At 67.0% G+C, this 12,658-nt stretch carries 11 protein-coding genes; 3 read left to right on the forward strand and 8 right to left on the reverse strand.

All coding sequences use genetic code 11. From position 1 onward, the window contains the following. Positions 1 to 41: 41 nt before the first annotated feature. A complete protein-coding gene (locus AC3RCC_RS21255) occupies positions 42 to 1,277 on the reverse strand; it encodes an MFS transporter (RefSeq protein ID WP_291638918.1) in 1,236 nt (411 codons plus the stop codon). A 312-nt stretch (positions 1,278 to 1,589) separates the two neighbouring features. On the opposite strand from AC3RCC_RS21255, the gene AC3RCC_RS21260 reads away from it, so the two are divergent. Together AC3RCC_RS21260 and AC3RCC_RS21265 are read left to right on the forward strand one after the other, a co-directional pair. After that, on the forward strand, positions 1,590 to 2,891 hold the full coding sequence (locus AC3RCC_RS21260) for a cell wall hydrolase (protein WP_492256510.1): 1,302 nt from the start codon (positions 1,590 to 1,592) through the stop codon (positions 2,889 to 2,891). A gap of 568 nt (positions 2,892 to 3,459) precedes the next feature. Further along, on the forward strand, positions 3,460 to 4,053 hold the full coding sequence (locus AC3RCC_RS21265) for a hypothetical protein (protein ID WP_452116559.1): 594 nt from the start codon (positions 3,460 to 3,462) through the stop codon (positions 4,051 to 4,053). A 252-nt stretch (positions 4,054 to 4,305) separates the two neighbouring features. Here AC3RCC_RS21265 and AC3RCC_RS21270 read toward each other — a convergent pair whose 3' ends face one another. From AC3RCC_RS21270 to AC3RCC_RS21300, 7 genes are all read right to left on the reverse strand, one after another. Continuing rightward, on the reverse strand, positions 4,306 to 4,575 hold the full coding sequence (locus AC3RCC_RS21270) for a hypothetical protein (RefSeq protein WP_291639078.1): 270 nt from the start codon (positions 4,573 to 4,575) through the stop codon (positions 4,306 to 4,308). A gap of 7 nt (positions 4,576 to 4,582) precedes the next feature. Then, the gene (gene infA, locus AC3RCC_RS21275; protein WP_291639077.1) at positions 4,583 to 4,852 is read right to left on the reverse strand and encodes a translation initiation factor IF-1; all 270 of its coding nucleotides are present in this window, start codon (positions 4,850 to 4,852) and stop codon (positions 4,583 to 4,585) included. 81 nt (positions 4,853 to 4,933) lie between these two features. Then, on the reverse strand, positions 4,934 to 6,424 hold the full coding sequence (locus AC3RCC_RS21280) for a DEAD/DEAH box helicase (RefSeq protein WP_291645128.1): 1,491 nt from the start codon (positions 6,422 to 6,424) through the stop codon (positions 4,934 to 4,936). A 200-nt stretch (positions 6,425 to 6,624) separates the two neighbouring features. Further along, positions 6,625 to 6,834: a cold-shock protein gene (locus tag AC3RCC_RS21285; protein WP_110488019.1), complete on the reverse strand. Its 210-nt coding sequence runs from the start codon at positions 6,832 to 6,834 to the stop codon at positions 6,625 to 6,627. A gap of 297 nt (positions 6,835 to 7,131) precedes the next feature. Further along, the gene (locus AC3RCC_RS21290; RefSeq protein ID WP_492256511.1) at positions 7,132 to 7,833 is read right to left on the reverse strand and encodes an HAD family hydrolase; all 702 of its coding nucleotides are present in this window, start codon (positions 7,831 to 7,833) and stop codon (positions 7,132 to 7,134) included. A gap of 101 nt (positions 7,834 to 7,934) precedes the next feature. After that, entirely contained in the window at positions 7,935 to 10,619 is a 2,685-nt protein-coding gene (ppdK, locus tag AC3RCC_RS21295) for a pyruvate, phosphate dikinase (protein ID WP_492256512.1), read from the reverse strand. Between the two features lie 202 nt (positions 10,620 to 10,821). Further along, complete coding sequence (locus AC3RCC_RS21300; RefSeq protein WP_291639269.1) at positions 10,822 to 11,316, reverse strand: YcgN family cysteine cluster protein; 495 nt, start codon at positions 11,314 to 11,316, stop codon at positions 10,822 to 10,824. A 195-nt stretch (positions 11,317 to 11,511) separates the two neighbouring features. Between AC3RCC_RS21300 and AC3RCC_RS21305 the strand changes: the two genes are divergently transcribed. Further along, complete coding sequence (locus tag AC3RCC_RS21305) at positions 11,512 to 12,654, forward strand: ABC transporter substrate-binding protein (protein ID WP_492256513.1); 1,143 nt, start codon at positions 11,512 to 11,514, stop codon at positions 12,652 to 12,654. Positions 12,655 to 12,658: the final 4 nt, after the last annotated feature.

The raw sequence follows: 12,658 nt of genomic DNA on the forward strand, positions 1-12,658 counted from the left end.
CCGGGCCGCTGCCTGCAAGCGGCGCGCCCGTGCGTGTTTGATCAGGCCGGCTGCGCTTGCGGGCGCGCCACCGGCTTCTCGACGATCGGCAGGTTGATCAGGGCCGAGGCGACGCCGAGCGCCACCGAGAGCCACCAGACGATGTCGTAGGAACCGAAGCGCTCATAGAGGATGCCGCCGAGCAGCACGCCGAGGAAACCGCCGACCTGATGCGAGAAGAAGGCGAAGCCGTAGAGCATCGCCATGTATTTCGTGCCGAACATCAGCATCACCAGCGACGAGGTCGGCGGCACGGTCGAGAGCCAGAACAGCCCGATGGTGATGCCGAAGATGATCGCCGTCGCCGGGCTCGCCGGGATCAGGATGAAGGCGGCGATCGCCACCGCCCGGCCGAAATAGATCCAGGCCAGCAGATGGCGCTTGGGCATGCGCGAGGAGAGCCAGCCCGAGCCGAGCGAGCCTGCGGCATTGGCGAGGCCGATGGCGGCGAGCGTCCAGCCGCCGACCCAGGCCGGCAGGCCGGCATCCTTGAGATAGGCCGGCATGTGCACGGTGATGAAGGCGAGCTGGAAGCCGCAGGTGAAGAAGCCGAGGACCAGCAGCACATAGGAGCGATGCTTGAAGGCCTCGCCCAGCGCCTGGCGGATGGTCTGGTTCGGAAGATTGGCGGCAGCAGCCTGTCCGACGGCCGCCCCGGTCTTGCGCATGGCGAGCATGGTCGCCAGCGGAATGACCGGAAGCAGGGTGAAGGCGAAGACGACCAGCGCCTGCTGCCAGCCCAGCGTCTCGATCAGGATGTTGCCGATCGGCGGGAAGAGGAACTGGCCGAAGGAGCCGGCAGCGGTGCCTGCGCCGAAGGCGAGCGGGCGCCAGCTCTCCGGCAGGAGCTTGCCGAAGGCCGCGAGGATCAGGTTGAAGGAGCAGGCCGAGAGGCCGAAGCCGATCAGCACGCCAGCGCCAAAATGCAGCTCGAGTGGCGTCGAGGCATAGGCCATCATGACGAGGCCGGCGGCATAGAGCAGCGCGCCGACGCAGAGCACCCGGACGAGGCCGAAACGGTCGGCGATGGCGCCGGCGAAGGGTGCGCCCAGCCCCCAGAGCAGGTTCTGGATCGCCAGCGCCAGGCCGAAGGTGTCGCGGCCCCAGCCGAATTGCAGCGTCATCGGAATCTGGAAGAGGCCGGCGCTGGCGCGCGGCCCGAAGCTGATCAGCGCGATCAGGCAGCCGGCGACGACAATGATCTCCGGCGCATGGCTGCGCTTGGCGGCGGAATTCATGGAAGGCTCCGGGGAATGGGATCGTGTGTCTGCACGATAGCGGCGGCGCCAGGATGTTTCCAACGCGTTTCCGTTACATCGCACATCACGGCGATGCATAGAAAATCGACGCGTTCGCCGCGACGGGCCGATCTCCGACGGTATTCGCGCCCGGTTTGGCGGCCGACGCCGCCCGCCTGCCATGCGTCGTTCGCCCTCTTCCGGCTCGGTCCATTAACCGACCCTCAACCCTGACGCCTGATTATCGCGATGTCGCGGATTTGCATCATCGCAGCTCGCGCATGCCGTTCCATTCCTCTCGGGTTGAGCGCCTTGAGTCAGTTGCGTCCGCGCCGGCGATCGAAGCGAAACCGCAGTGCCCGCCTGAGATGGGCGCTGGCGACGGTCGCGCCCTGGGCGCTGTCCGCGGGACTGCTTGTCTCCTTCACCGCCTCGGCCGGCCAGAACCACGATTCCTACGCCTCGCCCTCCTCGCTGATCGCGCGCGCCGCACCGAACCCGAATTCAAGCCTCGCCGAAGGACCGTCGATGCTGGTGGCGGTGAGCGCCTTCCGCATGCCGGAACGCGCCTTCGAGCGCGTGGTCCAGACCGCGCGACTTTCCTTCGACATGCCGGAAAACGTCTTCGTCTCCGATCCGCGCCTGCCGCGCGAGGAGATGAAACGCGCAGCGGCCGCCTTCCCGCAGGTCGACCGCAGCGCCAAGGGGGATCTTCTGGTCCCCCTGCGGCCGACGCTGACGCGCAGCGGCCAGCCCGGAGAGCTCGAGCAGATCGTCTTCGGCGAGACTCCCGGCCTGATCTCCGGCGGCTTCTCGATCGAGGCGCTCGACGGTTATGACGGGCCGCAGATCGGCTTCGAACCCCCGGCCCATGACGAGGGCGTCACCGATCCCGCCCTGTCGGATGCCTCGCCGGTCGCGATCCCCAAGGTCATCACCTCGCCACGGCATGCCGAGCTGCATCTGGAGAGCATCGACGGCTCGACGCCTTCGGTCGCCGGCAACCTGGCGCAGTCCTCCTCGACCCCGGTGACGACGCCGGATGCGAGGCTCGCCTCGGCGACACCGCCTCCCATCTCCCCGCCAGCCGGCGCATCGGCGGCGCAGAGCCGCATCGCCAAGGCGACGCCCGGCCGCGGGCCTCAGGCCGGCGAAGGCGCGAACGAGGGCAGGCAGATCTATACCGGCCTGATCGCAGCCGAGAACATGGCGAAGGAACAGCGCTGCCTCGCCGAGGCGATCTATTTCGAGGCGCGCTCGGAAAGCGAGCAAGGCCGCGCCGCGGTGGCCCAGGTCGTGCTCAACCGGGTCAAGAGCGGGCTCTATCCCGACAGCGTCTGCGGCACGGTCTACCAGAACCGCAACCGCCACCTCGCCTGCCAGTTCACCTTCGCCTGCGAAGGCAAGGCCTTGCGCATCACCGAGCCCGGCCCCTGGCGCGACGCGACCCGCATCGCCCGCGAGGTCTATGAGGGCACGACCTATCTCGCCGATGTCGGCGCCTCGACCCATTACCACGCCGACTATGTCCGGCCCTATTGGGCGCGCAAGCTGAAGAAGATGGACACGATCGGCCGGCACGTCTTCTACAAGCTCAGGCCGGGGCAGACCTGAGGTGGATTTCATCCCGGCCGGGGCGAAGCGCAGCGCCGGGATAGTGCCGCGGCTCCGCGGAACCTCGGCTCGCTCCGCCATTTCGTTGCAGCATCCGAATGGACTCGCGCGCCCCTCCCCCAAGGTAACGCCGACTTAATCCGGACGTAACGCGCCCGACGCCTTGTCTACCTTACGAACTTGCTGTTCGCCTTTCGGCCTTTCGGAATGGGCCGGGCGGCACACGGCACTCGGGAGCCGGGGCGAGCGCAGGCCAGATGCCTGCGGAGAGGGGGCGGTCCTGTGGGAGGGAGTGCCGCTCCCTCTCCATCTCTGCTTTCGCGGCGTTTCCGGCTTGGGGGTTTTCCGGCACCGCCCCGTTCGCCAGTCCTGATGATCGGTTTCCCGAACCGGTCGAATGACGGCAATTCCGGCAAGTGGATTGCAACGGAGCTGAATCTTCCAGCCGCCGCCGGGCATGGTTAATTTTACCTTGTTTTAGCGTTTACCTTGCGTTCATCAGTTCGGTCCGGCTTTTCTCTCCCCAACAACACGGCCGCAGTGCCGCGCAACGGGGCAGAGGTCAGACATGGCATCCAGGGTTCTCTCGCTTGGCGGCATCGCCGCCACCGCCCTCGTCGGGGCACTCGGCTTCGCCGCGCCGGCCGCCGCTGGTGGCGGCTGCTACGGCTCCTCCTGCTACAAGCTGGTGACGACGCCACCGGTCTACGGCACGGTCGAGGAGAGCTTTGTCACCCGCCCTGCCCGCACCTTCTCCCGGGTCGTTCCGGCCGAATACGAGACGGTCGTCGAGAAGGTGATGGTCCAGCCGGAGCGCCGTATCGCGCGCCGTATCCCGGCCCAATACCAGACCGTCTCCGAGAAGGTGCTGATCGCGCCGGCGACGCGCCGCTGGGAGGTCAGCCGCGACGCCTATGGCCAGACCACCGGCTGCTGGGTCGATGTCCCCGCGCAATACGGCTACCAGCAGCGCACCGTCGAGGTCTCTCCGGCCTCGGTCGCCTATGATGTCGTGCCGGCGGTCTACGGCCAGCGCAGCCGCCGCGTCATGGTCCGCGCCACGCAGGTGGTGCACGAGACGGTGCCGGCCGAATACGCCACCCGCCAGCGCCAGGTCCTGGTCAGCCCCGGCTCGCAGCGCTGGGCCCCGGCCCGCTACTGAGTTTCACCGAACTTTCTACGTAGTCCTGTTCATCACGGAAAATGCCACTTACGCCCCGGCTTCGGCCGGGGCTTTTTTTTGTGGCCTGGGACGGATGGGTGGGACCACCACTCCCCGCGTCATTCCGGCCGCGGCGCAGCGGAGCGCCGGAATCCATCATAGGGCTCCTGCGCTCTAGGATGGATTACGGAGCCGCGCGGCTTCGCCGCTTGTCCGGAATGACGGATAGGATGTGTCCGAGGCCGTCGCCGCTCAGGCGAGTCCGCCGGTCAGCAGCATCAGCACGCCAACGCCGAGCGCGAAGGCGAGGACGCGGGCCGGGAAGGTGAAGAGCGAGCCCGGTGGCTGGCGCAGCACCAGGCTGACCACGACCTCGACCAGGCCGAGGGCGAGCAGCACATAGACGAAGGGCGGGAAGGTTCCCCCCTTCGCGATCCAGCCGGTATTGGCGGCGAGCGAGGCCGCAGCGCCAAGCCCGACGCCTGCAGCGATGAAGAACTGCTCGGGCTTGGTGAAGCGCATCGGCGGCTCAGCGCCGGCGGAAATTCTGCGGCCGCGGCGGCATCGGGCCGGGGCTCGCGGTCTTCTGGCGGAAGTTGATGCGGCCCCGATCGAGATCGTAGGGCGACATCTCGACCACCACGCGGTCGCCGGCGATGGTGCGGATGCGGTTCTTCTTCATCTTGCCGGCCGCATAGGCCAGGATGATGTGGTCGTTGTCGAGCTTGACCCGGTAGTTCCCGTCCGGGAGCACCTCGACCACGGTGCCGTCGAATTCGAGAAGTTCTTCCTTCGCCATTCCCTGATCCTTCGTCTTCTCTTCGGCGCAGGGACCGGCGCGGCCGCGTGCCGCGATCCGATCCGTCGGGCGCTCAGCGCGTCAGTTCGCGCGCCGCCTTGCGCCATTGGTGCGTCGTTGCTCCGTTCTTTGCTGCAAGAACGCGACGCCGCCAAGCCCTTCATTGGCCGAAGCCGCTTCTTTTCGCACTGCCGGCGCATCATTGCGCTGTGCCGGGCGCTCGTTACGCGCCTGGTTCGGGCGCGGCGCATCGCTGCGCTGGCCGCCACCATTGCGGCCGGAGCCGTTATGGCTGCCGCCATTGCCGGGCTTGGCACCCTGGCGCTGGCCCTGATGCTGGCGCTGTCCCTCGCCCCGGCCATTGTCACGGCCTCCGCCGCCCTGCTGGCCACGGCTGCCACGGCCCTGGTTCTGCGGCGGCTTCTTCGGCGTGCGGCCATCCCAGTACGGCACCTCGCCGATCGGGGTGAGCGCGACCTTGGTCAGCTTCTCGATCCCGGCGAGATCACCGCGCTCTTCCGGCGTGCAGAAGGCGATGGCGACGCCCGAGGCGCCGGCGCGCGCCGTGCGGCCGATGCGGTGGACATAGGTCTCCGGCACGTTCGGCAGGTCGAAATTGACGACATGGCTGATGCCGTCGACATCGATGCCGCGCGCCGCGATGTCGGTTGCGACCAGGATGCGCAGCTCGCCGTCGCGGAAGGCGCCGAGAGCCCGCTCGCGCTGGCCCTGGCTCTTGTTGCCATGGATCGCAGCCGCCTTGATGTTGGACTGCTCGAGCTGGCGCACGACCTTGTCGGCGCCGTGCTTGGTGCGGGTGAAGACGATGGCGCGCTCCATCTCGGGAACGCTCAAGGTCTTCGCCAGCAGAGCCGGCTTCTGGCCAGCTTCCGTGAAGATGACGCGCTGGTCGATCTTCTCGGCGGTGGTCGCAACCGGCGTGACCGCGACCTCGACCGGATCGGTGAGATAGGCGGAGGCGATCTCGCGGATCGCCTTCGGCATGGTGGCCGAGAACAGCAGCGTCTGGCGCTTCTGCGGGATCAGCGTCGCGATGCGGCGGAGCGCATGGATGAAGCCGAGATCGAGCATCTGATCGGCCTCGTCGAGGACGAGGAACTCGATCTCGCGCAGCGAGACGGCGCGCTGGTCGACCAGGTCGAGCAGGCGACCGGGCGTGGCGACGAGGATGTCGACCTGCTGGGCGAGCGCCCGAATCTGCTTGCCGACGGGGACGCCGCCGAAGATCACGGTCGACTTGATGCTGGTGAACTGGGCGTAGCCGCGGATATTGGCCTCGATCTGGGCCGCGAGCTCGCGCGTCGGCGAGAGGATCAACGCGCGCACCGAGCGCGGCTGCACGCGCCGCGGCTGGCCGAGCAGCCGGTGCAGCATCGGCAGCGAGAAGGCCGCCGTCTTGCCGGTTCCGGTCTGGGCGGCGCCAAGCAGGTCACGGCCGTCGCGAATCGCAGGGATCGCCTGCGCCTGGATCGGCGTAGGCGTCTCATAACCTTCGGCCGCGAGCGCCTTGAGAAGGGGCTCGGCCAGGCCGAGGTCGGTGAATTTTGTCAAAACAGGTCTTTCCTGGACCGGCAAGCAAGGGGCGCACGTGGAGAACGGAAGCGCCGCGTCCTGCGATACTCGGTCTACGTATGAAGTTCTTTCCGCCCGGCGAACCGCTAGCCACTGCGCCGGAGGATATCGTGTCATGCGGGCCGGGCCCGCCTATGGGAGCAGGCGGGCCCCAAGGACCCGCCCGCGATATCGGTCACTCAGGCGACGGCGAGGTTGCCGGCCGAGGACTTGCCGGTCTTGCGATCGGCGATCAGCTCGTAGGAGACGACCTGGCCTTCGCGCAGCTCGCGCAGGCCGGCCCGCTCGACGGCGGAGATGTGGACGAAGATGTCCTGACCGCCGTTCTCAGGGGTGATGAAGCCGTAGCCCTTGGTGGCGTTGAACCACTTCACGGTGCCCTTGTTCATGGCATTAATCCTTACGTTTCAGATCCGCGTATCGTTGCGACCCATGGCTCGGCGCGCGGACGCCTCATCATGGTCTTGTAGCGATGTGTGGTGGATCTGAATCGTGCCCGCCGACCGGTTGACCCGCGCGGAGGATTGGCCAGAACCCGGCCGCATCTCGTCTTACATCGGAGCGTCTAGCAGAATTTGCAAGTCGGGTCCAGAGATGCCCGGTTTGCGCCGGCCCGGCCGGATTCGGGGCCAATCCGCCCCTGGGCGGCCGGCTGGACCAGGCTGCGCCAGGGGCTCGAAGCCGGATCAGCCGATCTCGCGCACGAGCCCGACCAGGCCGCCGAGATCGACGAGCTTTCGAAAGCGCACCTCGCCGACCGGCTCCTCGGCATGCTCGAATGCCCAGGTCAGTTCATGCGGGACGAAGGTCGCCCAGCCGCCGGCGACGAGCGCCGGCACGATGTCGGATTTCAGCGAATTGCCGACCATCATCGCCCGCTCGGGCCCTTCGCCATGGCGCGCGAACAGACGGCGATAGGTCGCGACCGTCTTGTCGCTGACGATCTCGACCGCATCGAAATAGTCGCCGAGCCCGGACTGGGCGAGCTTGCGCTCCTGATCGAAGAGATCGCCCTTGGTGATCAGCACCAGGCGGTAAACGCCCGCCAGCGCCGCGAGCGTCTCGGCGGCATGCGGCAGGGTCTCGACCGGGTGCGCCGCCATTTCGCGCCCGGCAGCGAGGATCTCGGCGATCACCGCCGGAGCGACCTCGCCGCGCGTGACCTCGATCGCGGTCTCGATCATCGAGAGGGTGAAGCCCTTGATGCCGAAGCCGTAGAAGGCGAGATTGCGTTTCTCGGCCTCGAGCAGCCGGCCGGAAATCTCGGCCGCCTCGCCATGCGCACCGAGCAAGCTGACGAAGCGCTCCTCGGTCAGCCGGTAGAACTGCTCGTTCTGCCAGAGCGTATCATCGGCATCGAAGCCGATGGTGGTGAGTTTCGCGGGCATGGCGGTTCCGTCATTGCGAGCAACGCGAAGCAATCCAGCGGCGCGCTCGACGGCCCCCAGATTGCTTCGTCGCCACGCTCCTCGCAATGACGAGGAGCGCGTCAGGCGTCCTTCGCCTTGATCGCGCCCAGAGCCGCCTGCGCGGCGGCGAGCCGGGCGATCGGCACACGGAAGGGCGAGCACGAGACATAGTCGAGCCCGGCGCTTTCGCAGAAGCCGATCGAGGCAGGATCGCCGCCATGCTCGCCGCAGATGCCGAGCTTGATGTCCGGCCGTGTCTTGCGTCCACGCTCGACGGCGAGACGGACCAACTCGCCAACGCCATCCTGGTCCAGCGTCACGAAGGGATCGTTCGGCAGCAGGCCCCTGGCGGTGTAGGCGCCGAGGAAGGTCGAGGCGTCGTCGCGGCTGATGCCGAGCGTGGTCTGAGTCAGGTCGTTGGTGCCGAAGGAGAAGAACTCGGCGGTCCTTGCGATCTCCTCGGCGCGTAGCGCAGCGCGCGGCAGCTCGATCATGGTGCCGACCTGGTAGGCCAGGCTCGCCCCGGTTTCGCTGCGCACCGCCGCCGCCATGGCGTCGATGCGGGCCTTGACCAGATCGAGCTCGGGCGAGCCCATGACCAGCGGCACCATCACCTCCGGCATCACCGGCTTGCCGGTCTCCTTCGCCGCCAGCACCGCCGCCTCGAAGATGGCGCGCGCCTGCATCTCGGCGATCTCGGGATAGGCGACGGCAAGGCGCACGCCCCGGAAGCCGAGCATCGGGTTGAACTCGTGCAGTTCGGCGGCGCGGCGCCGCAACCTGTCGACGCTGGTCCCCATCGCCGCCGCGACCTCGGCGATCTCCTCCTCGGTCTGCGGCAGGAACTCGTGCAGCGGCGGGTCGAGCAGGCGGATCGTCACCGGCAGCCCGTGCATGATCGAGAACAGCTCGACGAAGTCCTGGCGCTGCATCGGCAGTAGCTTGGCCAGCGCGGCGCGCCGCCCCGCCTCATCCTCGGACAGGATCATCTCACGCATGGCGAGGATGCGGTCGGCATCGAAGAACATGTGCTCGGTGCGGCAGAGGCCGATGCCCTCGGCACCGAATTCGCGGGCCGTCCTGGCGTCGCGCGGGGTCTCGGCATTGGCGCGGACCTTCAGGCGGCGGAGCCGGTCGGCCCAGCCCATCAGTGTCTTGAACTCCTCCGAGAACTCGGGCTGCTGCATCTTGACCTCGCCGAGCAGGACCTGCCCGGTCGAGCCGTCGATGGTGACGAAATCGCCCGCCTTCAGGGTGGTCGCGCCGACGCTCATCGTCGCCTTGGCATAGTCGACGCGAATCTGGCCGGCGCCGGAGACGCAGGGCTTGCCCATGCCGCGCGCGACCACCGCCGCATGCGAGGTCATGCCGCCGCGTGTGGTCAGGATGCCCTCGGCGGCATGCATGCCGTGAATGTCCTCAGGCGAGGTCTCGACGCGCACCAGAATGCACTTATGCCCCGCCTTCTTCGCCGCCTCGGCGGCTTCGGAGGTGAAGACGATCTCACCGGCGGCGGCGCCGGGCGAGGCCGGCAGGCCGGTCGTCAGGACGCGGCGCTCGGCCTTGCTGTCGATGGTCGGGTGCAGAAGCTGGTCGAGCGCGCCGGGCTCGACACGACCGACCGCCTGGTCCTCGGAGATCAACCCCTCGCGGGCGAGGTCGACTGCGATGCGCAGCGCCGCCTTTGCGGTGCGCTTGCCGGAACGGGTCTGCAGCATCCAGAGCTTGCCCTCCTGGATGGTGAACTCCATGTCCTGCATGTCGCGATAGTGCTTTTCGAGGATGCCGTAGATCCGGCAGAGCTCGGCATAGGCTTCCGGCATCGCCTTCTCCATCGAAGGCTTATCGGAGCCGGCAGCGATCCTGGCGGCCTCGGTGATGTCCTGCGGCGTGCGAATGCCGGCGACGACGTCCTCGCCCTGGGCGTTGATCAGGAACTCGCCATAGAGCTCGTTCTCGCCGGTCGAGGGATTGCGGGTGAAGGCGACGCCGGTGGCCGAGGTCTCGCCCATATTGCCGAAGACCATGGACTGGACGTTGACCGCAGTCCCCCAGGCGGCGGGAATGTCGTTGAGCTCGCGATACTTGATGGCGCGGTTGTTCATCCAGGACGAAAAGACCGCACCGACCGCGCCCCAGAGCTGCTTTTCGGGCTCCTGCGGGAATTCGGCGCCGAGTTCCTTCCTGACGATTTCCTTGTACTTGCCGACCAGTACCTTCCAGTCATCGGCCGAGAGCTCGGTGTCGAGCTGGTAGCCCTTGCGCTCCTTGTAGTCTTCGAGCGCCTCCTCGAAATGACCGTGATCGACGTCGAGCACCACGTTCGAATACATGGTGATGAAGCGGCGATAGCTGTCCCACGCGAAGCGGGCATCGCCCGAGGCCTGCGCCACCGCCTCGACGGTGACGTCGTTCAGGCCGAGATTGAGCACCGTGTCCATCATGCCCGGCATCGAGGCGCGCGCCCCCGAACGGACCGAGACGAGCAGCGGATTGGCCGGATCGCCGAAGGTCTTGCCGGTCAGCCCGGCCATGCCGGCGAGCGCCGCCTTGACCTGGCCGTCGAGCTCGGCCGGAAAGCTCCTGCCATTGTCGTAATACCAGGTGCAGACTTCGGTGGTGATGGTGAAGCCAGGCGGGACCGGCAGGGCCAGATTGCTCATCTCGGCAAGGTTCGCGCCCTTGCCGCCGAGCAGGTTCTTCATTCCTGCCTCACCCTCGGCCTTGCCGTCGCCGAAAGTGTAGACCCACTTCTGCCCTGCCATAAGCCCCGCCTCTTCCAAATTCGCCGCCGCCATCAACGCCGACGCGTCCGCATGGTTTCGCGATCGCGAGGTCTGCTTGTGCAGTGCACCCGCGCGGCGTGGTCATGCCCAAAAGCGGATGAACAATCAATGAGCGCGACCGGCAACCCGCCCCGTCCATCATCGCAGATCGCGCGCCGGCGCGCAGCCGCCCCTGCGGCCATCAGGCCCGGCGCCCGCGCGCGCCCTTCGGCCAGCGCAGCGGCCAGTTCACCAGCCGCTCGACCAGTTCCTCCTCGGCGATTTCGTCCTCGTTCGCGAAGACCTTGCCCCGAACCGAGACACCGGCCTCGACCACCGTCTGCGGATCGCCCGAGACGAGCGGGTGCCACCAGGGCAGATCCTTGCCCTCCCCGACCAGACGATAGGCGCAGGTCGGTGGCAGCCAGGAGAGGGTGCGCACCTCATCCGGCGTCAGCGTCACGCAATCCGGCACGGTCTGCGAGCGATTCTCGTAGTCGCGGCAGCGGCAGGTTCCGGCATCGAACAGACGGCAGCCGATATCGGTCGCCAGGATGCGGCCGGTATCCTCGTCCTCGAGCTTGACCAGGCAGCAGCGTCCGCAGCCGTCGCAGAGCGATTCCCACTCCGCTTCGCTCATCTCCTCGAGGGTCTTGGTCCGCCAGAAAGGCGGGCTCGCGTTCGGATCTGCAGCCATGGCCGCTTATGCCCCTTCGCGGACGCCGAGGAAAGCGGCGCAGGAGGCGCGCAAGGCCCGCCAGACACGGCAACAGCGAGATCTATATTCGATATATTCTAATCTATATTTAGAATGATTAAAATCTACAGTTATTGACCGAATACTAATGCCCTTCTATTTGACCCGAAGAATTCCTCGCACCAGAGATCCCCGATGCTGACGAAACGGACTGTCCTGCGCGCTTTCGCCGCTGCCGGCATGCTTCTGGTCGCCGCCCTGCCGGCTGCCGCCGAAAAGATCGTCGTGACCGACATCATCGGGCGCAAGGTTGAGGTCGAGGCGCCGGTGCGCAAGATCATCCTCGGCGAAGGCCGGCAGATGTATTTCGTCGCCGCGCTCGACAAGGACGAGCCGTTCAAGCGCGTCGTCGGCTGGCGCGACGATCTCGGCAAGGCCGACCCCGAGAACTACAAGGCCTATCTCGCGCGCTATCCGCAGATCGCCAAGCTGCCGACCTTCGGTGGCATGAAGGAAGGCGCCTTCGACGTCGAGCAGGCGATCGCGCTGAAGCCTGACGTGCTCTTCCTCAACATCGAGGCCAAGGTCGCCAGCGACGAGGCCAAGCTGGTCGAGAAGCTGGCTTCCGTCGGCATCCCCGTCGTCTATGTCGACTTCCGCGAAAAGCCGTTCGAGCACACCGAGCCGTCGATGCGGCTGATCGGCAAGCTCTTCGGTAAGGAGCAGGTCGCCGAGGACTTCATCAAATACCGCGCCGAGCAGATCGCGCTGGTTACCGACCGGCTCGCCAAGGCGGGCGATCTCAAGCGCCCGCTCGTCATGGTCGAGCGCGCCGGCGGCTATTCCGACGATTGCTGCATGTCCTTCGGCAACGAGAATTTCGGCAAGATGGTCGAGTTCGCCGGCGGCCGTAACCTCGCGACGCCGCTGATCCCCGGCACCTTCGGCACGATCAACCCGGAGCGCATCGTCGCCGACAATCCCGACATCGTGATCGTGACCGGCAGCAGCTGGGACGGCTACGTCCCCGGAGGCAACTGGGTCGGCCTCGGCGCCGGCGCCGACATGACCGAAGCCCGCCGCAAGCTCGCCAATCTGATGAAGCGCCCGGCCTTCGTCCAATCGGCGGCGGTGAAGAACGGCCGGGTCCACGGCATCTGGCACCAGTTCTACAACAGCCCCTATCAGTTCGTGGCGATCCAGCAGATCGCGAAATGGCTGCATCCCGAGCTGTTCAAGGACATCGACCCGGACGCGACCATGAAGGCGCTGCACGAGCGCTTCCTGCCCCTGCCCTACGAGCCCGGCCTATGGGTCTCGCTCGAGGCGGTCAAATGAGCCT

The organism is Allobosea sp. GW823-FHT01F03, assembly GCF_058798075.1.